Consider the following 23,032-nt stretch of genomic DNA (forward strand, 5'->3'; position numbering starts at 1 on the left):
GGTGCCGCGTGGTACCGGGCGTGCGGCGGGTGGTGCGGGGGAGCGCTCCCATGGCAGCTAGAGACACATTTACATGCTTGAAATAGGAAAGCAACTGGGCGGGCCCGCGCCAGGGTTGTTCATGCCGATCAGCCGGTTATGGCGGTTGCGCCGTCGGGCTGAACGGCGTACCGGGGACAGGGAGCCGGCGGGCGCCGTACCGGAAAAGGGTCCGACGGCGCCGCCACGCGGCCCGCCGGCCAGCAGCCTGGCGGGGTCTAGGTGCCGGCCAGCAGGCTGCGGGCCGCCCGCACCTGGCCGACCGCACTGTGCAGCGCGGCGACGATCCGTTCCTCGCTCTGCGCGTCCAGCCTGGTCGCCGGGATGGAGAGGCTGATCGCGTCCACCGCCGGGGAGTGCAGCGGCACCGCCATCGCGAAGCAGACGATGCCCTCGGTGTTCTCCTCGCGGTCCACCGCGTAGCCCCGGTCCCGCACCGAGGCCAGCTCCGCGTGCAGCAGTTCCGGATCGGTGATGGTGTGCCGGGTGAGCGCCGGCAACGGCCAGCTCAGCAGCCGGTCCACCGCCTCGTCGGCGCGCTGCGCGAGCAGCACCTTGCCGAGGGCGGTCGCGTGTGCCGGCAGGTGCCGGCCGATCGCGCTGTAGAGCCGCAGGCGGTGCACCGACTCGCGCTTGGCCAGGTAGACGACGTGCGCGCCGTCCAGCCGGCCGAGGTGCACGGTCTCGCCGAACTGGCCGGCCAGGTTGTCGAGGACCCCGGCCAGCAGGCCGGTGGCGTCGTCCGCCTCCAGGTAGGCGGCACCGACCTGTAGCGCGCGTACGCCGAGCCCGAACCGGGTGCCGGTGGCGTCCGCCTCCACCCAGCCGCGCTGGATCATCGTGCGCAGCAGGCCGTGCAGGCTGCTCTTCGGGATGCCCAGTGCCCGGGCCAGCTCGACCAGGGAGCGGCGCTGCGGGGAGTCGGCCAGCGCCTCCAGCACGTCGAGGGTCCGGCCGGCCGACTTCACCGGCTGGAACGCGTCGACCGCCCCCAACTCGGCGCCGCTGGTCGTAGCCGTCGTCATGCCGGCCACTCTAGCCGGCTTGACAGTCCCCGGGAGCCCAGTAGGGTCGCATACGTGACCAGCGTTCAAGATGATGAACAGATTGCCGGAGTAACCGAGGCTATCGCCGCGACCCGGATCCTGCCGGTAGTGGTCCTGGAGGACGCGGCCTCGGCGCCGGCGCTGGCCGCCGCGCTCACCGAGGGCGGTTTGCGGGCCATCGAGGTGACCTTCCGGACGTCGGCCGCCGCCGAGTCCATCCGGTTGATGGCCGAGCGCCCCGACCTGCTGGTGGGCGCCGGCACCGTGCTCACGCCGGCCCAGGTCGACCAGGCCGTCGACGCGGGTGCCCGGTTCGTGGTCAGCCCCGGCTTCTCGCCGTCGGTGGTCCGGCACTGCCAGGAGCGCGGCCTGCCGGTCTTCCCGGGTGCCGCCACCGCCACCGAGATCCAGATGGCCCTGGAGGCCGGGCTGGACACGGTGAAGTTCTTCCCGGCCGAGCAGCTCGGCGGGGTCGGCACGGTCAAGGCGCTGGCCGCCCCGTTCCGGTCGGTCCGGTTCGTCCCGACCGGCGGGGTCAACACCGGCAACCTCGCCGACTATCTGGCGCTGCCCGCCGTGCTCGCGGTCGGCGGCACCTGGATGGTCGCCCCCACCCTGCTCGCCGAGGGGCGCTGGGACGAGGTCACCAGGCTGACCGCCGCCGCCGTCGAGGCCAGCCGCCCCGCCGCCTGACCACCGTCGGCGCGGCCAGCCGCGTGACCGTCGGCGCGGCCAGCCGTTCTGCCGGCTGACTCTCGCCGCCGTCGCGGCCAGCCGTCCCACCCCATCCGACCGCCGACCCCGCACCGTCCGGCCCGCCCGAAAGGTCCGCCCATGCTGACGCTCCGTCCCGCCGAGGACTGCCGCTTCGACCTGGTCTCGCTCGGCGAGGTGATGCTCCGGCTCGACCCGGGTGAGGGCCGGGTACGCACCGCGCGGACGTTCCGGGCCTTCGAGGGCGGCGGCGAGTACAACGTCGCGCGCGGGCTGCGCCGCTGCTTCGGACTGCGTACCGCGCTGGTCAGCGCGTTCGCCGACAACGAGGTGGGACGGCTGCTGGAGGACCTGATCCTCACCGGCGGGGTGGACACCTCCTTCGTCAAGTGGGTGCCCTACGACGGCATCGGCCGCAGCGTCCGCAACGGGCTCAACTTCACCGAGCGGGGCTTCGGGGTGCGCGGTGCCGTCGGCACCTCGGACCGGGGCCACACCGCGGCCAGCCAGCTCCGCCCGGACGACGTCGACTGGGACCACCTCTTCGGCACCCTTGGCGTGCGCTGGCTGCACACCGGAGGGATCTACGCGGCGCTCTCCGAGGGCACCCCGGAGACCATCGAGGCCGCGATGACCGCCGCCCGCCGCAACGGCACCGTGATCTCGTACGACCTGAACTACCGGCCCAGTCTCTGGAAGGCGGTCGGCGGCCAGTCCCGGGCGCAGGAGGTCAACCGGCGGCTGGCCCGGTACGTCGACGTGATGATCGGCAACGAGGAGGACTTCACCGCCTCGCTCGGCTTCGAGGTGCCCGACACCGACGAGTCCCTGGCCGAACTGGAGGTGGCGAACTTCCAGCGGATGATCGAGGCGGTCACCAAGGAGTACGACAACTTCCAGGTGGTGGCGACCACGCTGCGCACCGTACGCAGCGCGACAGTCAACGACTGGGGTGCGATCGCCTGGTCCGCCGGCAGTGGATTCGTGCAGGCGACCCACCGGGCGAACCTGGAGATCCTCGACCGGGTCGGCGGCGGCGACAGTTTCGCCTCCGGGCTGATCTACCGGCTGCTGACCGGCGGCGACCTCGCCAGTGCGGTGGAGTACGGCGCGGCGCACGGCGCGCTGGCGATGACCACCCCTGGCGACACCTCGATGGCGAGCCTGAAGGAGGTCGAGGCGCTCGTCCGGGGGGCGGGAGCCCGGGTACAGCGCTGAGCAGGTGACCGGGCCATGAGCAGGTGACCGGGCCGTGACCTGGGCAGGTCCGATCGGATCTTCCGCTGGGGTGATAGCGCGGAGTAGTGTCTTGCCTTCAACGCGTGCCGATCCCTCCGGAGGCGTCACCAGATGGCCGCATCCCACCTGCGCGTTCTCGTCGTCGGCGCGGGGATCGCCGGCCTGGCGGTCGCGCGTACCCTCCGGCTCGCGGGCTTCCGGCCGGAGGTGATCGAGCGGTCGTCGCCCGGGGCGTCCGGCCCCGACACGGGTCTCTACCTGCCCGGCAACGCCGAGCGGGCGCTGCGGGAGATGGGGTTGGACGACCCGGTGCGACCGCTCGGCCAGGTCATCCGCAGCCAGCGGTTCCTGGATGCCGACGGCCGCGAACTCTGCGAGGTCGACCTCGACAAACTCTGGTCGGGCGTGGGCGAGACCCGGGCGCTGCCCCGGTCCGACCTGCACCGGGTGCTGTGCAGCGGGGCCGGTGGTGAGGTGAGCTACGACACCGAGGTGCGGGCCCTGCAACCGCACCCGGAGGCCGTCACCGTCACCTTCGGCGACGGCAGCCGTTCGGAGTACGACCTGGTGGTCGGTGCCGACGGACGGCGCTCGACGGTCCGCGCGCTTGCCGCACTCGGCGGTCCGGCCCGGCCGACCGGCCACATCGGCTACCGGAGCGTCGTCAGCGGCGGGCCGCCGCTCACCGAGTGGACCGGGCTGCTGGGCGAGCGGGCCGGGTTCGTGGCCGTGCCGATCGGCGGCGGCCGGCTGCACTGTTACGCCGACGAGGTCGGCAGCGCGCTGCCGGCCGATCCGCTGGCCCGGGTACGGGAACTCTTCGGCGGCTACGGCGGCCCGGTGCCGGCGATCCTGGACGCGATGGACCAGGTGCGGGTGGACCTCACCGACGAGGTGGAGTTGGGGGCGTGGTCCCGGGGCCGGGTGGTGCTGGTCGGCGACGCCGCGCACGCCACGGCACCGACCCTGGCCCAGGGCGTCGCGATGGCCTGCGAGGACGCGCTGGTGCTGGCCCGTTCGCTGTCGGAGTCGGCCAGTGTGCCCGAGGCGCTGCACGGCTACGAGAACCGGCGCCGGCCCCGGATCAGGTGGGTGCTGGACCGGACCCGCGACCGGGACCGGACCCGGAACGTGCCGCCGCCGCTGCGCGATCCGCTGTTACGGGTACGCGGCAACCGGATCTTCCAGGAGCACTACCGGCTTCTCGTTGACGCCGTGTAACGGTGCGTTGACTCCGTGTTCCCGGGTTGGACTGCCGGAACCGGTGCGCCGAGCCACCCGACGGTGGGTTCCGCCGTCCCGCCCGGCGGTCTCGGGCAGCCTGGTGGGACGGTGTCGGCGGGTCGGGGCGTACCCGACGAGGGAGCCGCCGCTGGCGGGGACTATTCTGCCTGCGAGGTACGGCTCGCAGATCAACAGCGCGTGCCGAGTGGGACTAACGAGAACCGGAGGCCACTCGTGACCACCGTCGCACCCAAGCCGATCGTGACCCGGCCATGGCCGGTCCGCCAGCCGGTCAAGGGCTCGGCACTCACGCGGCTGCTGCGTACGACGGACGCGAAGCAGATCGGGATCATGTATATGGTCACCGCGTTCGCGTTCTTCATGATCGGTGGCCTGATGGCGCTGCTGATGCGCGCCGAGCTGGCCCGGCCGGGACTCCAGTTCCTGTCGCCGGAGCAGTACAACCAGCTCTTCACCATGCACGGCACGATCATGCTGCTCTTCTTCGCGACGCCTATCGTCTTCGCGTTCGCGAACTTCGTGGTGCCGATCCAGATCGGCGCGCCGGACGTGTCGTTCCCCCGGCTGAACAGCTTCGCGTACTGGCTCTACCTGTTCGGCGGGACGCTGGCGATGGGCGGCTTCCTGACCCCCGGCGGTGCCGCCGACTTCGGCTGGTTCGCGTACACCCCGCTGAGCAACGTCGAGCACTCGCCCGGGGTCGGCGCGAACATGTGGATCATGGGTCTGGCCATCTCCGGCCTGGGCACGATCCTCGGTGGCGTCAACATGATCACCACGATCCTGACGCTGCGGGCGCCCGGCATGACGATGTTCCGGATGCCGATCTTCACCTGGAACATCCTGGTCACCAGCCTTCTGGTGATCATGGTCTTCCCGCTGCTCGCGGCGGCCCTCTTCGCGCTCGCCGCAGACCGGATCCTCGGCGCGCACGTCTTCGACGCCGCCACCGGCGGCCCGATGCTCTGGCAGCACCTCTTCTGGTTCTTCGGGCACCCCGAGGTCTACATCGTCGCGCTGCCGTTCTTCGGCATCATCAGCGAGGTCATCCCGGTCTTCTCCCGCAAGCCGATCTTCGGCTACAAGGGCCTGGTCGGCGCCACCATCGCGATCGCGGCGCTCTCGATGAGCGTCTGGGCGCACCACATGTTCGCCACCGGCCAGGTGCTGCTGCCGTTCTTCTCGTTCCTGAGCTTCCTGATCGCGGTGCCGACCGGCATGAAGTTCTTCAACTGGATCGGCACGATGTGGCGGGGCCAGATCAGCTTCGAGACCCCGATGCTCTGGTCGATCGGCTTCCTGGTCACCTTCCTCTTCGGTGGCCTCACCGGCGTACTGCTGGCCAGCCCGCCGCTCGACTTCCACGTCTCCGACTCGTACTTCGTGGTGGCGCACTTCCACTACGTGCTCTTCGGCACCATCGTCTTCGCCGTCTACGCCGGCATCTACTTCTGGTTCCCGAAGATGTTCGGCCGGATGCTGGACGAGCGCCTCGGCAAGGTGCACTTCTGGCTGACCTTCATCGGCTTCCACACCACGTTCCTGGTGCAGCACTGGCTCGGCAACGAGGGCATGCCCCGGCGGTACGCCGACTACCAGGTGATCGACGGCTTCACCACGCTGAACATGATCTCCACGATCGGTTCGTTCATCACCGGCATCTCGACCCTGCCGTTCCTCTACAACGTCTGGAAGTCGTACAAGGCCGGTCCGGTGGTGGAGGTCGCCGACCCGTGGGGTCACGGCAACTCCCTGGAGTGGGCCACCAGCTCGCCGCCGCCGCTGCGCAACTTCGACCGGATGCCCCGGATCCGCTCCGAGCGGCCGGCCTTCGACGCGAAGTACCCGGAGCTGGCCGCCGGTGGGCAGTCACTGGCCGGTCCGCCCGAGGGTGGCGCCAAGCCGCTGACCAGCGAATCCGACCACGGCGCCAGCTACAACGAGGACACCGCCAGCAACATCGACAAGCGGTAGTCCACCCGGTTCGTTCCTGCGGCCGGTACCAGGAGGAGATCCTCCGGGTACCGGCCGCAGGCGTCTGCGCACCCGGGCTCCCGCACCTCGGCGGGTGCGCCGTCGGTGGGGAGCCGGCCGGTGGCTCAGGGCTCGGCGGGGGTCCGCAGCGCGGCTGCCGGCACCGGCTCCCCGTCCGGCGCGGTCGGGCCGGTCGGGGTGCCGGCCGCGCGTCGGCGGCTCAGCTCGGCCGGGAGGAAGATCAGTCCGAGCAGCGTGCCGACCAGCCCGGTGGCGGCGAACCCCCAGGCCGGCGCCGAGGCGTCGATGACCGCACCGGCCAGCGGTGCGCCGAGGGCCAGCCCGACCGTGATCGCCGAATTCTGCAAGCCCATCACCTCACCGCGAATCCCGGACGGGGCGAGCTGACTCACCGCGTTGGAGGTGGCGGCGAGCGCCGGTGCGCAGAGCAGCCCGGCCGGCAGCAGGGCGAGGCCCAGCATCCACCACTGGGCGCCGCCGAGCCCGATCGGGATGGTGCAGATCCCGAGCAGCATGACGATCGCCAGCGGCGGGACCGGCCGGGTCACCATGCCGTACACGAAGCCGCCGACCAGGGAGAAGACGGCCCAGACGCCGAGTACCAGGCCGGTCCAGTGCACCTGGTCGGCGGCGCGCAGTACCGCCACCACCGCGACGTCGGTGCCGGCGAGGATCAGGGTGGCGGCGGTGCTGATGGCCAGCAGCCCGACCAGCCGGACGGTCAGCCACTCCCGACGGGGCGGGGTCGGGCCGGACCGGGCCGACCCGCGGTCCTCGCGAACCGGCGGATCGAGCCAGACCAGCGCCAGGCCGGAGAGGAAGATGCCGGCGCCGACCACCAGCAGGGCGGCCTGGGGCGAGACGGTCGTCGCCAGCAGTACCGCCACGGCCGGCCCGACCATGAACGACAGCTCCATCACCATCGAGTCCAGCGCGTACGCCGGCCGGCGCCGCTCCTCCGGCACCAGCGCGGCGATCGACTGCCGGACCACCGAGAAGACCGGCAGGGTCAGCAGGCCGCCCAGCAGTGCCCCGCCCAACAGCACCGGGTACGGCATCAGCGGCGAGCCGAACCAGAACGCGGCCTCGGCGAAGGTGGTCAGCAGGAGTACCGGGCGGAGTCCTCGACGGTCGATCAGCCGGCCCAGCACCGGCGCGCCGAGCGAGGAGCCGACAGTCATCGCCGCACCGGCCAGCCCGGCTGCCGCGTACCCGTGGTCGAGGTGCTCCACCACATAGAGGGTGAGCGCCAGCAGGGTCATGGTCTTCGGGATCCTGGCCAGCAGGGAGAGCAGCATCAGGGGCCGGACCCCGGGCAGCGCCAGGACGTCCCGGTAAGGGGCGAGTTTCATCAGGGTGTTTACCTCCCCGGCCATCCTGCCCAGCCGGTGCGACAAACGCCGCTGATTTCCACCTCACCCGACCAGCGGCGAGCCGCGCAGGGTCACACCGGCCTCCCGGAGCATCGCCAGCGCCGCGTCGGTGGTCCCCGCCTCGACCCCGGCGGTCAGGTCGAGCAGTACGGTGGTGGCGAAGCCCTCCCGGGCGGCGTCCAGGGCGGTGGCCCGGACACAGTGGTCGGTGGCGATCCCCACCACTTCGACGCGGTCGACCGAGCGCTGCCGGAGCCAGTCGGCCAGGCCTTGCGCCCCGTCGGTAGTCCCCTCGAACCCGGAGTACGCCGCCGCGAACTCACCCTTGTGGAACACCGCCTCGACCCGGTCGGTGGCCAGCTCCGGATGGAACTGGGCGCCTTCGGTGCCGGCGACGCAGTGCCGGGGCCAGGAGTTGGCGTAGTCGGGGACCTCGGCGAAGTGCCCGCCCGGATCCACGTGGTAGTCCTTGGTCGCCACCACGTGCTTCCAGCGGTCCGGTTCGGCGGCGAGCAGCCGGGAGATACCGGCGGCCACCGAGGCGCCGCCGGTCACGGCGAGGGACCCGCCCTCGCAGAAGTCGTTCTGCACGTCGACGATGATCAGTGATCGGCTCATGGCTACCCTTCCGGCTGGTCGGCGGGGATGACGGTGACCGGGATGGTCGGGTCGCCCACCGAGAGCTTCAGTCCCTCCCAGGGGATGGAGATCAGGCACTGCCGCAGGTGCTCCCGCGACTCGGACAGGCTCGGCAACGGCTGCGGTTCGCCGCCGGTGACGTACCGCCGCTGCAACGCCCGGTCGCCCTGCCGCGGTTCCGGTACGCCCTGCGAGACGATTACCTCCTCGGTCGCCGTACCGCTCGGCTTGTGCCGCCGGACGGCCACCTTGCGCCCGCCGACGGTCGCCTTGTGCTCGGAGCGCTTGACCACCGAGCGGCCCTCCACCTCGACCAGTTTGTAGACCAGCCCGGCGGTGGGCGCGCCGGAGCCGGTCACCACTGCGGTGCCGGCGCCGTACATGTCGACGGGCTCGGCGGCGAGCGCGGCGATGGCGTACTCGTCCAGGTCGCCGGAGACGATGATCTTCGTCTCGGTGGCGCCGAGCGAGTCGAGGAGTTCCCGCGAGTGCTGGGCCAGCACCGCGAGGTCACCGGAGTCGATCCGCACCGCCCGCAGGTCGGGGCCGGCGACCGCGATCGCGTTCCGGATGCCCTGGGCGATGTCGTAGGTGTCGACCAGCAGGGTGGTGCTCTTGCCCTGCGCCGCGACCTGTGAGGCGAACGCGGTCGGCTCGTCGTCGTGCAGCAGCGTGAAGGCGTGCGCGGCGGTCCCGGCGGTCGGTATCCGGTAGCGCTGCCCGGCGGCCAGGTTGGAGGTGTAGCCGAACCCGGCCAGGTAGCTGGCCCGGGCCGCGGCCACCGCCGCCTCCTCGTGGGCCCGCCGGGAGCCCATCTCGATCAGGGTACGGCCGCGGGCCGCGGTCACCATCCGGGCCGCCGCCGCCGCGATCGCCGAGTCGTGGTTGAGCACCGACAGCGTCAACGTCTCCAGCAGTACGCACTCGGCGAAGGTCCCCGAGACGGTCAGGATCGGCGAGCCGGGAAAGTAGAGTTCCCCCTCGGCGTAGCCGTCGATGTCACCACTGAACCGGTAACTCGACAGCCACTGCGCGGTCGGCTCGTCGACCACACCGGTGTCGCGGAGAAAGGTGATCTCCGCCTCGTCGAACCGGAAGTCCGCCAGCAGTTCGACCAGGCGGGCGGTGCCGGCGACCACCCCGTAGCGGCGGCCGGTCGGCAGCCGGCGGGTGAAGACCTCGAAGACGCAGTGCCGGTCGGCGGTGCCGTCCCGGAGGGCGGCGCTGACCATGGTCAGCTCGTAGTGGTCGGTGAGCAGGGTGGGGCGGGAACTGTGCACCACGCCAGCCTAAGCGTGTCGTCTCGCCGCCTGTCGGCAAGGAAGGGCCCCCGCTACAACAGAAAACGATAGGAGGGGGCCCTTCCTTGCATGTCAGCGGTCGGGGTCGGACTCCTGCTCCGGGATCGCCTTCAGCGCGGGCCAGAGTTCGCCGCGACCGGCCACACCGAGCTTGTTGTAGACCCGCTGGAGGTGGTTCTCCACGGTCCGGGTGGAGATGTAGAGCTGCTCGGCGATGTTCCGGCTGGCCAGGCCCCGGGCGGCCAGCCGGGCGATCTGCCGCTCCCGGTCGGTGAGCGCCGGTTGGCGTACCGACAGCGCGGGCGTACGCAGCACGTCGCAGCGCCGGAGCAGCCCGGCGAGCCGCAGGTTCGCCTCGTGCGACCGGTTCGACCGGGCCGCCCGCAGCCGGGTGACCGCCCGACTGGTCGCCTCGGCCGCGAAGACGTTGAGGTCGAGTTCGGCGAAGTCCTCCGCGACGGCGAGCAGCTGGTCGCCGGAGTGGCCGTACTCGGCCCGGGCGTGTCGGGCCATCAGCGACGGCAGCGGGCCGTCGACCGCCTCGCTCAGCTCGGTCAGCCGCTGCGCCACGGTCCGCCGCCGGCCGGTGACCGTCGGCTCGCCGACCTCGATGTCGGCCCGGCCGAAGCGCACCAGATCGTGCAGAGCCAACACCTCGTGCCCGGCGAAACCGTCCGCCTGGAGTCGGTTGACCAGCTCGCGGAGCGTGCCGACCGCACCGGCGAGATCCCCGCCGCCGGCCCGCACGGTGGCCCGGGCCTGTTCGAGCCAGGGATAGAGCACTGCCATCCCGGAGGTCTGCGACCGGTCCGACTCGGCCATCGCCTCGACCGCGGAGTCGACGTCGCCGCGCATCGCCGCCGCCTGGGCCCGCTCGGCGTGGGCCAGCCCGGCGAAGACCCGGCTGGTGGCGAGGACGGCACAGGCGCCGAGGCTGGTCCGCAGTGCCTCGCCGGTCTGGCCGCGCAGCCGGGCCGCCTGGGCACGCAGGATGGAAAGGTAGCCGGAGCCGAGCCGGAAGTCGCCCGCGTCGGCCAGGTCGGCGAACTCGGCGGCGACGATCGCGTCGATCCCGGCCAGGTCACCGGCGAGGGCCAGCCGGGTGCCCCGGGCCAGCTCCAGCGCGAGTTGCAGGTAGGGCATCTCGGCCCGCCACTGCGCGGCCTCGGCGGCCACCCCGTCGACGGCCCGGCCGCTGAGCGTCAACTCGCCCCGGGCGGCCTGTAGGTGCGCGATCGTGCACCGGGCCAGGCCGCGGGCGGCCACCGAGGCGGCCGGTCGGTCCAGTACGGAGCGGCTCAGCCGCAGCGCCTCGGCACACTCCAGCCGGTGCAGCCGCATGATCGCCTCGAAGGCCACCACCCGGGCCCGGTCGGCCGGGTCGGTCAGCCGCTGGGCGTCCGCCGCGATCTCGGCCACCGTGGACTCGCGGTTGAGTCCCCAGTACGACACCATCCCGCGTACGGTCAGCCAGCGGCTGCGCCGCTCGTCGGAGGAGATCTGGTCGGCGACCGAGTCGAGTACCCCGATCGCCTCCTCGGCCTGGTCGCCGAACATCAGGATGGTGGCGAGCAGTTCGGCGGCCTCATAGCCACCACCGGCCTCCAGAGCGGCCCGGGCCAGCCTGGCGGCGAGCGGCACGTCGAACTGGCTGAACGCCTGCCCACCGGCCCGCAGCAGCAGCGCGGGATCCTGCGCGGTGCCGGAGTCGAGCCGCCAGACCGCCACCCGGAGCAGGTCGTCGCGGCGTCGGGTGCCGACCCGTTCGACCAGCTCGGCGAGCCGGGCGTTGAGCCGCCGGGCCCGGGTGACCGGGCAGCGCCGCCGGACCACCTCGCCGTAGAGCGGGTGGGCGAGCCGGACGTTCGAGCGGCGGTCGTGCACGTCGACCCGGATCAGTCCGCGCTCCTCGGCGGTCTCCACGCTGGAGCTGTCGGTCGCCCGGTGCAGCAGGGCCAGCCCGATCGGCTCGCCCATCGCGACCAGTTCGACCACCGCGCGTACCCCCGGGTCGAGCTGGCCGATCCGGGCGTCGATCAGCTCGTCGAGGCTGGGCGGGAGCTGGCTGCGGCCGGTCCACCGCCAGACGCCGTAGGTGCGGGTCAGCTCGTCGCTGGCGTGTGCCGCGATGATCAGCTCCCGGAGCATCAGGGCGTTGCCGGCGGAGAGCCGGTAGAGCCGGTCCGCCGACGGTCCGTCCACCGGGTCGCCGAGCATCGCGGTGAGCAGCTCAAGACTGTCGCCCGCGTCCAGCGGCGCCAGCTCGGCGTGGTCGACCAGGTCGTCGGTCCAGAGAGCGCGGATCGGCAGCGGCACCGGCTCGCCACTGCGCAGCGTGCCGAGCACCGTCGCGTTCTCGGAGCGGGCGATCAGATAGACCAGGGCGGCCGAGGAGGGGTCGAGCAGGTGTGCGTCGTCGATGCCGATCACGATCCGCCGCCCCGCCGCCTGCTGGTGCAGCGCCTCGACGGCCCACCGCATTATGCCGGCCGGGGAGAGGCCGGCGGGCTGGTCGGCCGGCAGCACCTGGGCGAGCCCGCCGAACGGGATGCCGGCGGTGGCGATGTTGGCCGAGGCCGACCAGACGGCGCAGCCGTGTCCGGGCAGTTCCTCCAGAGCCTCGCTGAGCAGGCGGCTCTTGCCGACTCCGGCGATGCCGCTGAAGAAGATGCCTCGGCCGCCCGGGCTGGTGGCGGCACTCACCAACCGGTTGAGTTCATCCGTACGGCCAACGAAGCTCCACCGCCCCATCGGGGCAGCATATAGACCGGATGCCATCCGCGCGCGTCTGGTGACTGAATGAATTTGAGTAGCCTCGAGCGTATCCATGAGTATCGACGATGCTCGTAGCGTACGGGGATCGACACGTAGCGTTCCGATATTCGGCGGACCGGCGGCACCACCGGTCGAGGCGCGCCGACGACAGCGGTGCCCGGCCGGTGTGTTCCGGTCGGCTCGGAGGTGGAAACGACGATGGAGTTCCGCGCGCTCCCCGTCCCCCGGCTACCGGGTACGCCCGGCGTCCGCATGCCCCGCCCACGCTCGGGCGACGAACCGGCACTGGTCGAGTCCCCACCGCACGAACCACTCGCCGTGATCACGATCGGCCCCGCCGCCGAGGACCGCCGCGCCGTACTCGCCGGACTGCTCGGCACCGCCGCGCCGCCGCTGCGGGTACCGGCCGGCAGTTTCCTGGTGGTCGACCACGGGCCGGCCGTCAGCGGGGCCGCCTACGTGCCCGGCCTGCGCTCCTCCCGGGAGTACCGGCCGGCGCCGGTCGGTGCCGGTCCGGCCCTGGCCCGCCCGCCGCGCCGGGTCGAGCTGACCGTGCCCGACCCGCTGCTGCGGCACTTCACAGTGGTCGACGCACCGGACACCGGCACGCTCGGTGTGGCAGGCGTCCGGGTGGTCCGTGACGCGGTGCGCCGGGGCGGTGCGCTGCTCTACGTACTCCCGGACGACCAGCCGGTCGGCGCCGCCGAACTGGACCTGCTCGCCGAGGTCGCCGAGGAGGCCGCCGTCTTCCTGGTCGGCACCCCGGGCACCGACGCCGGCTGGCCCACCGCTCCCGGCGCCCCGCCGCAGCTCGCCACCGGTGTGGTCGACGGCGCGGAGCCGGCGACCGGTGACGGCGGATCGGCGCAGGGCTGGCTCGCCGACCGCCGGGCCACGCTGATCGCGGCGGTACCCGCACTCGCCGGAGTGGACTGGATCGACCTCGACCCGGTCGCCGCCGACACCGCCTACCTGCGCCGTGCCCTGGTCGACTGGGCCAGCTCCGAGGGGCTGCGCCGGGCCAGCCTCACCCCGCCGGTCGCGCCCGGTGCCACCCGGACGGTTCCGGTCGCACCGTCCGCCGGGACCTCGGACTGGGCCGACCGGCTGGAGCGGCGTTCCCGGGAACTCGCGTACCAGCTCCGCCGGGACATCGCGCTGGAGATCGCCGCCATCCACCTGCGCTGCGTGCGGGAGGTGGTCGGCGGTACCGGAGTGCCGGGGCTGCCCGCCCTGCTGGACCGGGAGGTCGAGGCGCTGTCACTGGAGGTGGTGGCGGCCTGCGACGCGGGCGTCGACAGGATGCTGGGCGAGTCGCTCACCCGGGTCTTCGGCGGGGTGCCGGACGAGGGCGTACGGCTGCGTGCCGCCGCCGCGGTCGGCTGGGGGCTCGCCGCCGAGGGGGCCGCCCGGGACTTCGACCGGGTACTGCTGATCCGGGAGAGCGGCGAGGTCGAGACGGTGTACGGGCTGGGCGCGGTCAACGCCCTCGCCGGCTATCCCGGCGCCACCGGCGGTGCCATCCTGCCGCCGCTCGGCGTCGGCCTCTCCGGCGGCTGCTACCAGTACTGGCGCAGTCCCGGCCGGGGTGATCCGAGCCACGCCCGATCCTGGCTGGGCCGGGCGCTGCGGGAGACCGAGGTGGAGCTGTGCCGCGAGGTGTCCCGGCGGTTCGAGGCGGTCGCCGCCTCGCTCACCGAGGTGCTGGCCGAGGCGGTCCGGCACGGTCGTCTGCTCGCCTGAACCGGGACCGGTTGGCGGCCGGCGGCGTTCCGGTTCTTCGGTTCGGCGCCGACGGTGGCACGATGGGGGGCATGGCGGCTCCACAGGTTGCACCGGTCCACGCGCCGGACACCGCAGAGGTGCCGGTCGCCGACGGGGCATGGGTGACGATCGTCTGGGACGACCCGGTCAACCTGATGTCGTACGTGACCTGGGTGTTCCAGAAACTCTTCGGCTACAGCCACGAGAAGGCCGAGAAGCTGATGCTCGACGTGCACAACAAGGGCAAGGCGGTGGTCTCCAGCGGCGCCCGGGAGCGGATGGAGCACGACGCGTCCCAACTGCACGCGTACGGGCTGTGGGCGACGGTGGACCGCGCGTGAGTACGTTCCGCCGCCAGGGCGAGCACTGCGTCGCCACGTTCGCCGCCGACGAGGTCCGGGTGCTCCGCAAGGTCGCCTCCGAGGTGGTCGGACTGCTCACCGAAGGTTTCGACCACTCCGACCCGGTGGTCGGGCGCCTGTTTCCAGACACCTACCCGGAGAATCCGGGCGACTCGGCCGAGTTCCGGCAGTACACCGAGGGTGACCTGAAGACCGGCAAGATCGATCAGGCGGGTGCGGTACTCGCGGCACTTCCCCCGCCCAGCGGCGGTGAGGTACGCCTCGACGCCGAGGCGGCCGAGGCGTGGCTGCGGGCGCTCAACGACGCCCGGCTGGCGATGGGGGTACGCCTGGGCATCTCCGCCGACACCGACCTCGGCGACGAGCTCGACGACGCGGTGCTGCACGACCCGACGTCGACCCGGGTCTTCCAGCTCTCCATCTACGCCTATCTGGGCTATCTCCAGGAGTCGCTGCTCAGGGCGCTCATCGACGGCAGGCTCGCCGACTGACAGGCGACCGGGCGGGGCCCCGCCCGACGGGCGGGACCCCCCTGCGACCTCCCCCGCGCCAACCGGTCCGGCTCCACCTCCCCGCGCCGACCGGCCCGGCTCCGCAGCGCGGTCCGGTGCGGTCAGGCCCGGTCGAGAGCGGTCAGCTCGTCCTCGTCGAGCTGGAGTTCGGTGGCGGCCACCGAGTCCCGGATCGTCTCCGGCCGGCTCGATCCGGGGATCGGGATCACCCGGGGCGACCGGGCCAGCAGCCAGGCCAGGCAGACCTGCTGCGGGCTGACGCCCCGGGCGGCGGCCACCTCTGCGAACGGCGCGAACCGGCTGCCCAGCTCGCCGGCCCGGGAGATGCCGCCCAGCGGGGACCAGGGCAGGAAGGCCAGTCCCAGCTCGTCGCAGAGCGCCAGCTCCGGCTCCGAGCTGCGGAACGCCGGGGAGTACTGGTTCTGCACCGAGACCAGCCGGTCGCCGAGGATCTCCCGGGCCTGCCGGATCTGGTCCGGGTTGGCGTTGGAGATGCCGGCCATCCGTACCTTGCCGGCGTCGACCAGATCCCGGATCGCCCCGATCGCGTCGGCGTACGGGACCCGGGGGTCGGGGCGGTGGTGCTGGTAGAGCCCGATCGCCTCCACTCCAAGCCGCTTGCAGGACGCCTCGCAGGCGCTCCTGAGGTACTCCGGCGAGCTGTTGACCGTCCAGCTTCCGTCGCCGGGGCGCAGGTGCCCGCCCTTGGTGGCGACCAGTACCCCGGAGGTGTCCCCGCCGTAGCTGGCCAGCGCCCGGGCGATGAGCGACTCGTTGTGTCCCACCTCGTCGGCGTGCAGGTGGTAGGCGTCGGCGGTGTCGATCAGGGTCACCCCGGCGTCCAGCGCGGCGTGGATCGTACGGATCGAGCGCTCCTCGTCCGGCCGTCCCTCGATCGACATCGGCATCCCGCCCAGGCCGATGGCGCTCACCTCGGTGTTTCCGATTCGTCGTGAGTTCATCGCACTGTCTCCTTCACTCGGGTACCCGGCCGGCGACCAGGAGGGCGGTTCCGCCCCGCCCGGCGTGCGTGCCGCCCGGTGCCCGGATCTCGATCCCCTCTTTCTGTCACAGGCTGGCACCGCCCGCCGGGCCGGCACGCGTGAGGTCGGCCACTCCCGCCGGCCGAGATCGACCGCTCCGGGTCGGCTCGACAGGCGGTAGGCTGGGCGTGTGCTGAGCATCGACCGGTCGATAGTCGAGGCGATCGTCGCGCACGCCCGCCGGGACCACCCCGACGAGGCGTGCGGCGTGGTCGCCGGCCCGGCCGGCGCCGACACCCCGACCCGGCACATCCCGATGGTGAACGCCGCGCGGTCCATGACGTTCTACGAGTTCGACTCGATGGAGCAGTTGCGGGTCTGGCGGGAGATGGACGACCGCGACGAGGAGCCGGTGGTCATCTACCACTCGCACACCGCGACCGAGGCCTATCCGTCCCGCACCGACATCTCCTTCGCCGGAGAGCCGGGGGCGCACTATCTGCTGGTCTCCACCCGTGACCCGGAGACCGAGGAGATCCGCTCGTTCCGGATCGTGGACGGGGTGGTGACCGAGGAGCCGGTCCGGGTCGTCGACGCCACGGTGGACCCGAACGCCGTGCAGTCGTACATGTTCGGGCAGAGCCCGGCGACGGTCGACTACGAGTGTTCCGGCCGCTGACTTCCGCAGCTCAGCAGCCGTTTCGTAGTCCTATTCCCAACTCCGTCGTTTCAAGGAGCACAACAGTCATGGCCATCGAGGTTCGCATTCCCACCATCCTGCGCAGCTACACCGGCGGCGCCAAGGTCGTCGAGGGGGCCGGCGACTCGCTCAACGACCTGCTCACCGACCTGGACGGCAAGTACTCCGGCCTGCGCGGCCGGCTGGTCACCGAGCAGGGCGCGCTGCACCGCTTCGTCAACGTCTACGTCAACGACGAGGACGTCCGGTTCCTCGGCGCGCTGGACGCCAAGCTCTCCGACGGGGACACCGTCACCATCCTGCCCGCCGTGGCCGGCGGCGCGTTCGGCTTCGCCGCCGCCGCGGCGATCATCGGGCACAGCGCGTCGGCAGCCGCGATCATCGGGCACAGCGCGTCGGTGCCGGCCGCGTCCGCCGCGCGCTGAGGCGGCCGCCATGACGCGGTACGAGAGCCTGCTCGACGCGTGCGGCGGAACTCCGCTGGTGGGGCTGCCCCGCCTGTCGCCGACGGTGCCCGCCGGGGCACCGCCGGTGCGGCTCTGGGCGAAGCTGGAGGACCGGAACCCGACCGGCAGCGTCAAGGACCGGCCGGCGATGTTCATGGTCCGCGAGGCCGAGCGGGCCGGCCGGCTCCGGCCAGGTGACACCATCCTCGAACCGACCAGCGGGAACACCGGCATCTCGCTGGCCATGGTGGCGAAGCTGCGCGGCTACCGGCTGGTCTGCGTGATGCCGGAGAACGTCTCGGCGGAACGGGTGCAACTGCTCCGGATGTACGGCGCGGAGATCATCTTCTCGCCGGCGGCCGGCGGCTCCAACCAGGCGGTGGCGACCGCCAAGCAGATCGCGACCGAGCATCCGGACTGGGTGATGCTCTACCAGTACGGCAACGCCGGAAACGCGCGGGCGCACTACGAGACCACCGGTCCGGAGCTGCTGCACGACCTGCCCACCATCACGCACTTCGTGGCCGGGCTGGGCACCACCGGCACCCTGATGGGGGTCGGGCGCTACCTGCGGGAGAAGGTCGACGAGATCGAGATCGTCGCCGCCGAGCCCCGCTACGGGGAACTGGTCTACGGGTTGCGCAACATCGACGAGGGCTACGTCCCGGAGTTGTACGACGCCCAGGTGCTGACCCGGCGCTTCTCGGTCGGTACCCGGGACGCGGTGCTGCGTACCCGGCAGCTCGTCGAGGTGGAGGGCATCTTCGCCGGCTTCTCCAGCGGGGCGATCCTGCACGCCGCGCTGGCCGTGGCGCACGAGGCGGTGAAGGCCGGCCGCCGGGCCGACGTCGCGTTCCTGGTCGCCGACGGCGGCTGGAAATACCTGTCGACGGGTGCCTACGGCGGCACTCTCGCCGACGCCGAGGACGCCCTGGACGGGCAACTCTGGGCCTGACCGCTGTCCCGTTCCGGCCGGGGACGGGCAGCGGCCCGACCCGGCCGGCGGGGGTCGTCCGGTGTGCGGCGCTCGGGATGCAGCGGAGGTTCCGGCCGGCGGCCGGGTTCCACCACCCGACGTCCCGCCGGCCTTGCCGTCGCGCAGCGGTGCCAGCAACTCGGCGGTCACCGACAGTGGTTCCGGCGCTTGCCGAGCGGGATACCGACATGCCCGCCTAAGGTGACGGAACGTAACGGTCGGGCCGTTTGTGGCGTCTAACCCTTACCGGGCCGGGTCGGCCAGACCGGTTGTCACGTTGGCGACAACTACCCCCAGATCTTTCTTGCGCCCAGGTGTCGCGGCGTAGGCTGCGCACCGTGACAGACCTTCCGGCATTGATCGTTCACGCGTTGGTCGGCGGGCTGTCCGTGACCATCAGTAATGGCGGGGCGACCTGATGCGATTGACCATTCTCGGCTGCGCGGGGAGTTTCCCGGGCCCCGAAGCGGCCTGTTCGGCCTATCTGGTCGAGGCCGACGGATTCAGGTTGCTGCTCGACTTCGGCTCGGGCTCGCTCTCGGCGCTGCAACGATATGCGGGACTGAAGGCTGTCGACGCGATCCTGCTGACCCATCTGCACGGGGACCACATCCTCGACGCGGTCCCGTACATCGTGGTGCGGCGGTACGCACCGGACGGCCCCTATCCGGCGCTGCCGGTCTACGCCCCGAGCGGCGCGCCGGACCGGCTCGCCAGCGCGTACAGCCTGGACGAGGGGCTGCTCGACGACGTCTACACCTTCTACGGCCTGCAGCCCGGTACGTTTCCGATCGGTCCGTTCGCGGTGACCGTCGACCGGGTCAACCATCCGGTGGAGACCTACGGGGTGCGGCTGGAGCACGGTGGCAGGTCCCTCTGCTACTCCTCGGACACCGCGCCCTGCGAGTCGCTGCTCCGGCTGGCGCACCGCGCCGACCTGTTCCTCTGTGAGGCGAGCTACCTGGACGGGGTGGAGAACCCACCGGACCTGCACCTGACCGGGCGGGAGGCGGGCGAGATCGCCGCCAAGGCGGAGGTGGGCAAGCTGCTGCTGACCCATCTGGTCGCCGCCTGGGGCAGTGAGGCGGTGACCCACGAGGCGGCGCTGGCCGCCTTCGCCGGCCCGGTCGAGGTGGTCCGGCCCGGCGCCCGGTACGAGTTGTAGCGCTCGGAACATCAAGATCACGGGGCTCTGGCGACCGGAGCCGTGGCCGGCGCCTACGATTCGGCTGGTGAGCCACCCCTCCCACGGAACACCCCGTCCGCCGGACGGTCCGGGGCAGTACCCGGCACCCGGCCCGTACCCGTATGCACCCGGCCCCCGTCAGATGCCACCCGGGCCGCCCTACCCGTCGGCCGGTCCCGGCGGCGGTTACGGCCCGCCCGGCCCGTCGCATCCGCCGATGCCACCCGGCAACCCCTATCCGGTCGCCCCGAAGAAGTCGAGGAAGGGCGTCTGGTTCTTCACCCTGATGGCCGTCCTCGCCCTGGGGTCCGTGCTGGCCTGTGGCGGCTGCTTCGGCTATTTCGGCTGGCTCCAACCGAAGCAGGAGCGGGATCACCACACGCGGATCTTCGAGAGTCTCGGCGTGCCGGAGGGGTTCACCGTGACCGAGCCCCGGTTCACCGACGAGACGCTGCACGTCACCTACTATCTGCTCTGCGAGAAGCGGATCTGCCCGGTCAACCCGGCCGAGAAGATCCACAAATGGGTCACCGACAACAAGATGACCGACATGACCCTCCAGGACGTCCAGAAGTGCCTGGCCGACGCCTTCGACGACCGCGATCGCGAGATGTGCATCCTCGAGTGGAAGGTGGACGGCAAGGTGGTCTCGGCGCAGGCGCTGTGGACGACGAGCGAGGGCGAGGCCGAGGACCGGCGCTGGATCCTGAACACCGAGATCTACAAGCCCGCGAACTGACCTCCGCCGCCCCTGTCCCGGCGACGGCCCGGAACGTGGGCGCCGGGGCACCCTCGGGCGGGGCGATCGGGCGAGCACATAGGCTGCGGGGATGGCGCGACCTGACGGGCGGCAGCCCGACCAACTCCGACCGGTGACCCTGACCCGACGCTGGAGCGTCCATCCGGAGGGATCCGTCCTCGTCGAGTTCGGCGACACCCGGGTGCTCTGCACGGCGAGTGTCACCGAGGGGGTGCCGCGCTGGCGCAAGGGCTCCGGCCTTGGCTGGGTCACGGCGGAATACTCGATGCTGCCCCGATCCACCACCACCCGCTCGGACCGGGAGAGCGTCCGAGGCAAGATCGGCGGGCGTACCCACGAGATCTCCCGGCTGATCGGCCGGAGCCTGCGGGCCTGCATCGACCTGAAGGCGCTCGGCGAGAACTCCATCGTGCTGGACTGCGACGTGTTGCAGGCCGACGGCGGTACCCGCACCGCCGCGATCACCGGCGCCTACGTCGCGCTGCACGACGCGGTGAACTGGCTGGCCGAGCGGAAGGCGTTGGCCGGCAAGCCGGAGAAGGTGATGCACCGGTCGGTGGCGGCGATCAGCGTCGGTGTGGTGGAGGGCGAGCCGAGGCTCGACCTGAACTACCTGGAGGACGTGGCGGCCGAGGTGGACATGAACGTGGTATGCACCGGCACCGGGGACTTCGTCGAGGTGCAGGGGACCGGCGAGGCCGGCGTCTTCGCCCGCGAGCAGCTCGACGCGCTGCTCGACCTCGGGGTGCTCGGCTGTGCCGAGTTGACCGACGCCCAGCGGAAGGCGCTGGCCGAATGACCCAGGTGCTGCTGGCGACCCGCAACGGCAAGAAGCTGACCGAACTCCAGCGGATCCTCGACCACGCCCTCGGCCCGCAGCGGATCCAGCTCGTCGGGCTGGCCGACGTCGCGCAGTACCAGGAGGTTCCGGAGACCGGGTTGACGTTCGGGGAGAACGCGCTGCTCAAGGCGCGCGAAGGCGTCAAGTGGACCAACCTGCCGACGATCGCCGACGACTCGGGGCTGGCGGTGGACGCCCTGAACGGCATGCCGGGAGTGTTCAGTGCCCGGTGGTCCGGCCGGCACGGCGACGACCGGGCCAACCTGGATCTGGTACTCGCGCAGGTCTCGGACGTACCCGACGAGCACCGGGGTGCCGCCTTCGTCTGCGCGGCGGCCCTGGTGCTGCCGGGTGGCAAGGAGCACCTGGTCGACGGCAGGCAGACCGGGCGGCTGCTGCGGGCGCCACGGGGCGATGGTGGATTCGGCTACGACCCGATCTTCCTCGCCGACGGGCAGGACCGGACCAACGCGGAACTCTCCCCGGCGGAGAAGGACGCGATCAGCCATCGGGGCAAGGCGTTGCGGGCGTTGGCGAAGGTGATCGCCAAGGTGCTGCCGGCGGAACCGAACCGCCCGTAGCGGAGCGTCCCGGCTCCCGACCGGTCGGGAGCCGGCGAGTGGCCCGGGGCCCGGCCGGTCAGCGACCCCAGCCGGGATCCCGGCCGACCGTGCCGAGGATCCGGTCCAGGGTCGGCGCGTTGTCCGGCACCGCCACCTCGGGACCGTAGACGCCCAGCTGCCGGCCCTGCTCGGCGGTCTTCACCACCTCGCCGTGCACGTACTCGAGCAGGTCGTCGTCCCAGCTGGGGTGCTGCCCGGTCGCCCTGGCCAGGTCCCAGGCGTGCACCACCAGCTCGCTCGCGATCATCCCGCCGACCAGTGCCGCCGGCAGCTCGGTCGGGCCGCCCATCTGGGTGGTGCCGTGCCAGGCGGCCGGTTCGGCCCAGCTCGCCGCGATCCCCGCCAACCGTGCCGTCAGCTCGGCCGCCCAGTCATCCGCGGTCACGTCCAGTTCAGCCTCGCCGCCGGCCGGTGGCGGCACGTTCTCCTTGCGCCCGGCCCCCGCCAGCGACGGGGCCCAGCAGAACAGGTGGTTGGCCAGCTTCCGGACGTCGTACTCGGCGCACGGGGTGGGGTTGTCGAGCTGGTCGGGCTTGATCTGACGGATGATCTCGATCAGTGGTGCGGCCGCCCGGGCCACGAACGGTGTGTCAGGCATGCCGGCAAGCAAACCACGAGGTGGGACAGCCGTCTTGAACGAACGCGACGTAGCCTGGCGGACGTGGCGAGGGACGTACGCGAACTCGGCGGGGCGTGGACGAGATACCAGCGGCACGACTTCGCGACCCCCTCGGCCGACCTCGCCCGGTACGTCGAGCGCTACTGGATCGTCTCCTGGGAGTACACCGAGCCGTACCGGCAGTTGATCGTGCCGTACCCGAAGGTGCAGCTGACGTTGCGCGGCGGCCGGGGGATCGTGACCGGCGTCAGCAGCGGCCACCAGGTCAGGGTGCTGGCCGGCACCGACCGGGTCTTCGGGGTGGCGTTCCGGCCGGGTTGTTTCCGGCCCTTCCTGGGCGCACCGGTCTGCACCGTCACCGACCGGTCGTTCGACGCCCGAGACGTCTTTCCGGGTGAGCTGCCCGATCCGCCCGACGTGCCGGCGGTGGAGGACTACCTGCGCCGCCGGCTGCCCGAGCCCGATCCCCGGGCGGAGGAGGTGGCGGAGATCGTCGAGCGGATCGCCGGCAGCCCCGGAATCAACCGGGTGGACAGGCTCGCCGCCGACCTCGGGCTTGGCGTGCGCGGGCTGCAACGGCTCTTCGCCGAGTACGTCGGCGTCGGGCCGAAGTGGGTGATCCGGCGCTACCGGCTGCACGAGGTGACCGAGCGGCTCGGCCGGGGTGAGCCGGTCGACTGGGCCGCGCTCGCCGCCGACCTCGGGTACGCCGACCAGCCGCACTTCGTGCGCGACTTCCGGAAGATGTTCGGCGAGTCGCCGACCCGGTACGCGCAGCGGTACTAGTGATCGGCGGTGGAGCCGGGGGTGGTCGGTGCGGAGACTGTCGAGCTGGGTGCACAGGCGGGGCACGGAAGCCGGGGTCGCCGACGGCCCAACGCGAGGTCGGGTCGA

General features: G+C 72.0%; 22 protein-coding genes. 15 read left to right on the forward strand and 7 right to left on the reverse strand.

Going from position 1 to position 23,032, the window contains the following annotated elements; translation table 11 throughout:
• Window positions 1–257: 257 nt before the first annotated feature.
• Window positions 258–1,064: an IclR family transcriptional regulator gene (locus CLT71_RS29800; protein ID WP_101371915.1), complete on the reverse strand. Its 807-nt coding sequence runs from the start codon at window positions 1,062–1,064 to the stop codon at window positions 258–260.
• 54 nt (window positions 1,065–1,118) lie between these two features.
• Here CLT71_RS29800 and eda point away from each other — a divergent pair, with 54 nt between their 5' ends.
• From eda to ctaD, 4 genes are all read left to right on the forward strand, one after another.
• Window positions 1,119–1,778 carry a bifunctional 4-hydroxy-2-oxoglutarate aldolase/2-dehydro-3-deoxy-phosphogluconate aldolase gene (eda, locus tag CLT71_RS29805; RefSeq protein ID WP_101370016.1) on the forward strand — a complete coding sequence of 220 codons (660 nt, stop codon included), beginning with the start codon at window positions 1,119–1,121 and terminating at the stop codon, window positions 1,776–1,778.
• Between the two features lie 141 nt (window positions 1,779–1,919).
• A complete protein-coding gene (locus tag CLT71_RS29810) occupies window positions 1,920–3,017 on the forward strand; it encodes a sugar kinase (protein ID WP_101370017.1) in 1,098 nt (365 codons plus the stop codon).
• A 132-nt stretch (window positions 3,018–3,149) separates the two neighbouring features.
• A complete protein-coding gene (locus CLT71_RS29815) occupies window positions 3,150–4,259 on the forward strand; it encodes an FAD-dependent oxidoreductase (RefSeq protein WP_101370018.1) in 1,110 nt (369 codons plus the stop codon).
• A 237-nt stretch (window positions 4,260–4,496) separates the two neighbouring features.
• Window positions 4,497–6,257: an aa3-type cytochrome oxidase subunit I gene (gene ctaD / locus CLT71_RS29820; protein ID WP_101370019.1), complete on the forward strand. Its 1,761-nt coding sequence runs from the start codon at window positions 4,497–4,499 to the stop codon at window positions 6,255–6,257.
• Between the two features lie 125 nt (window positions 6,258–6,382).
• Here the strand turns inward: ctaD and CLT71_RS29825 are convergent, their stop codons facing one another.
• The 4 genes from CLT71_RS29825 to CLT71_RS29840 all read right to left on the reverse strand — a co-directional run bounded on the left by CLT71_RS29825 (window position 6,383) and on the right by CLT71_RS29840 (window position 12,342).
• Window positions 6,383–7,654 (reverse strand): MFS transporter, encoded by a 1,272-nt coding sequence (locus tag CLT71_RS29825; protein ID WP_101371916.1) that lies wholly within the window; start codon window positions 7,652–7,654, stop codon window positions 6,383–6,385.
• Between the two features lie 39 nt (window positions 7,655–7,693).
• The gene (locus CLT71_RS29830; RefSeq protein ID WP_101370020.1) at window positions 7,694–8,269 is read right to left on the reverse strand and encodes a nicotinamidase; all 576 of its coding nucleotides are present in this window, start codon (window positions 8,267–8,269) and stop codon (window positions 7,694–7,696) included.
• 2 nt (window positions 8,270–8,271) lie between these two features.
• Window positions 8,272–9,570 (reverse strand): nicotinate phosphoribosyltransferase, encoded by a 1,299-nt coding sequence (locus tag CLT71_RS29835; protein WP_101371917.1) that lies wholly within the window; start codon window positions 9,568–9,570, stop codon window positions 8,272–8,274.
• A gap of 93 nt (window positions 9,571–9,663) precedes the next feature.
• Window positions 9,664–12,342 (reverse strand): LuxR family transcriptional regulator, encoded by a 2,679-nt coding sequence (locus tag CLT71_RS29840; protein WP_101370021.1) that lies wholly within the window; start codon window positions 12,340–12,342, stop codon window positions 9,664–9,666.
• A 222-nt stretch (window positions 12,343–12,564) separates the two neighbouring features.
• Between CLT71_RS29840 and CLT71_RS29845 the strand changes: the two genes are divergently transcribed.
• From CLT71_RS29845 to CLT71_RS29855, 3 genes are all read left to right on the forward strand, one after another.
• Entirely contained in the window at window positions 12,565–14,109 is a 1,545-nt protein-coding gene (locus CLT71_RS29845; RefSeq protein ID WP_143743667.1) for a hypothetical protein, read from the forward strand.
• 71 nt (window positions 14,110–14,180) lie between these two features.
• Window positions 14,181–14,471: an ATP-dependent Clp protease adapter ClpS gene (clpS, locus tag CLT71_RS29850; protein WP_101371918.1), complete on the forward strand. Its 291-nt coding sequence runs from the start codon at window positions 14,181–14,183 to the stop codon at window positions 14,469–14,471.
• Window positions 14,447–14,983, forward strand: a complete 537-nt coding sequence (locus tag CLT71_RS29855) for a DUF2017 domain-containing protein (RefSeq protein ID WP_199187769.1) — start codon at window positions 14,447–14,449, stop codon at window positions 14,981–14,983. Before clpS ends, CLT71_RS29855 begins: the two co-directional genes overlap by 25 nt.
• Before the next feature lie 122 nt (window positions 14,984–15,105).
• On the opposite strand, the gene CLT71_RS29860 is transcribed toward CLT71_RS29855, so the two are convergent.
• Complete coding sequence (locus tag CLT71_RS29860) at window positions 15,106–15,966, reverse strand: aldo/keto reductase (protein ID WP_101370023.1); 861 nt, start codon at window positions 15,964–15,966, stop codon at window positions 15,106–15,108.
• A 211-nt stretch (window positions 15,967–16,177) separates the two neighbouring features.
• Here CLT71_RS29860 and CLT71_RS29865 point away from each other — a divergent pair, with 211 nt between their 5' ends.
• The 7 genes from CLT71_RS29865 (at window position 16,178) to rdgB (ending at window position 21,477) form a co-directional block, all read left to right on the forward strand.
• Window positions 16,178–16,666, forward strand: a complete 489-nt coding sequence (locus CLT71_RS29865; protein ID WP_101370024.1) for a Mov34/MPN/PAD-1 family protein — start codon at window positions 16,178–16,180, stop codon at window positions 16,664–16,666.
• Between the two features lie 68 nt (window positions 16,667–16,734).
• On the forward strand, window positions 16,735–17,112 hold the full coding sequence (locus tag CLT71_RS29870; protein WP_101370025.1) for a MoaD/ThiS family protein: 378 nt from the start codon (window positions 16,735–16,737) through the stop codon (window positions 17,110–17,112).
• Window positions 17,113–17,122: 10 nt separating this feature from the next.
• Window positions 17,123–18,088 (forward strand): cysteine synthase, encoded by a 966-nt coding sequence (locus CLT71_RS29875; protein ID WP_101370026.1) that lies wholly within the window; start codon window positions 17,123–17,125, stop codon window positions 18,086–18,088.
• Window positions 18,089–18,527: 439 nt separating this feature from the next.
• Entirely contained in the window at window positions 18,528–19,274 is a 747-nt protein-coding gene (locus CLT71_RS29880; RefSeq protein WP_101370027.1) for an MBL fold metallo-hydrolase, read from the forward strand.
• A 238-nt stretch (window positions 19,275–19,512) separates the two neighbouring features.
• Window positions 19,513–20,034, forward strand: a complete 522-nt coding sequence (locus tag CLT71_RS29885) for a hypothetical protein (protein WP_143743668.1) — start codon at window positions 19,513–19,515, stop codon at window positions 20,032–20,034.
• 91 nt (window positions 20,035–20,125) lie between these two features.
• Complete coding sequence (gene rph / locus CLT71_RS29890; RefSeq protein WP_101370029.1) at window positions 20,126–20,854, forward strand: ribonuclease PH; 729 nt, start codon at window positions 20,126–20,128, stop codon at window positions 20,852–20,854.
• Complete coding sequence (gene rdgB / locus CLT71_RS29895) at window positions 20,851–21,477, forward strand: RdgB/HAM1 family non-canonical purine NTP pyrophosphatase (protein ID WP_101370030.1); 627 nt, start codon at window positions 20,851–20,853, stop codon at window positions 21,475–21,477. Before rph ends, rdgB begins: the two co-directional genes overlap by 4 nt.
• 58 nt (window positions 21,478–21,535) lie before the next feature.
• Here rdgB and CLT71_RS29900 read toward each other — a convergent pair whose 3' ends face one another.
• Window positions 21,536–22,117 carry a TIGR03086 family metal-binding protein gene (locus CLT71_RS29900; protein WP_101370031.1) on the reverse strand — a complete coding sequence of 194 codons (582 nt, stop codon included), beginning with the start codon at window positions 22,115–22,117 and terminating at the stop codon, window positions 21,536–21,538.
• A gap of 63 nt (window positions 22,118–22,180) precedes the next feature.
• On the opposite strand from CLT71_RS29900, the gene CLT71_RS29905 reads away from it, so the two are divergent.
• Window positions 22,181–22,924 (forward strand): helix-turn-helix domain-containing protein, encoded by a 744-nt coding sequence (locus CLT71_RS29905; RefSeq protein WP_101370032.1) that lies wholly within the window; start codon window positions 22,181–22,183, stop codon window positions 22,922–22,924.
• Window positions 22,925–23,032: the final 108 nt, after the last annotated feature.

The sequence above is a fragment of the Plantactinospora sp. CNZ320 genome (assembly GCF_002846275.1).

Coding starts and splice junctions, on each gene's coding strand:
- CLT71_RS29800 (WP_101371915.1), bottom strand. CDS start 1,064: ATGACGACGGCTACGACCAGCGGCGCCGAGTTGGGGGCGGTCGACGCG.
- CLT71_RS29875 (WP_101370026.1), top strand. CDS start 17,123: ATGACGCGGTACGAGAGCCTGCTCGACGCGTGCGGCGGAACTCCGCTG.
- rdgB (WP_101370030.1), top strand. CDS start 20,851: ATGACCCAGGTGCTGCTGGCGACCCGCAACGGCAAGAAGCTGACCGAA.
- CLT71_RS29845 (WP_143743667.1), top strand. CDS start 12,565: ATGGAGTTCCGCGCGCTCCCCGTCCCCCGGCTACCGGGTACGCCCGGC.
- CLT71_RS29900 (WP_101370031.1), bottom strand. CDS start 22,117: ATGCCTGACACACCGTTCGTGGCCCGGGCGGCCGCACCACTGATCGAG.
- CLT71_RS29840 (WP_101370021.1), bottom strand. CDS start 12,342: ATGGGGCGGTGGAGCTTCGTTGGCCGTACGGATGAACTCAACCGGTTG.
- CLT71_RS29815 (WP_101370018.1), top strand. CDS start 3,150: ATGGCCGCATCCCACCTGCGCGTTCTCGTCGTCGGCGCGGGGATCGCC.
- CLT71_RS29825 (WP_101371916.1), bottom strand. CDS start 7,654: ATGGCCGGGGAGGTAAACACCCTGATGAAACTCGCCCCTTACCGGGAC.
- CLT71_RS29830 (WP_101370020.1), bottom strand. CDS start 8,269: ATGAGCCGATCACTGATCATCGTCGACGTGCAGAACGACTTCTGCGAG.
- CLT71_RS29810 (WP_101370017.1), top strand. CDS start 1,920: ATGCTGACGCTCCGTCCCGCCGAGGACTGCCGCTTCGACCTGGTCTCG.
- rph (WP_101370029.1), top strand. CDS start 20,126: ATGGCGCGACCTGACGGGCGGCAGCCCGACCAACTCCGACCGGTGACC.
- CLT71_RS29885 (WP_143743668.1), top strand. CDS start 19,513: ATGCCACCCGGCAACCCCTATCCGGTCGCCCCGAAGAAGTCGAGGAAG.
- CLT71_RS29860 (WP_101370023.1), bottom strand. CDS start 15,966: ATGAACTCACGACGAATCGGAAACACCGAGGTGAGCGCCATCGGCCTG.
- clpS (WP_101371918.1), top strand. CDS start 14,181: ATGGCGGCTCCACAGGTTGCACCGGTCCACGCGCCGGACACCGCAGAG.
- CLT71_RS29870 (WP_101370025.1), top strand. CDS start 16,735: ATGGCCATCGAGGTTCGCATTCCCACCATCCTGCGCAGCTACACCGGC.
- CLT71_RS29880 (WP_101370027.1), top strand. CDS start 18,528: ATGCGATTGACCATTCTCGGCTGCGCGGGGAGTTTCCCGGGCCCCGAA.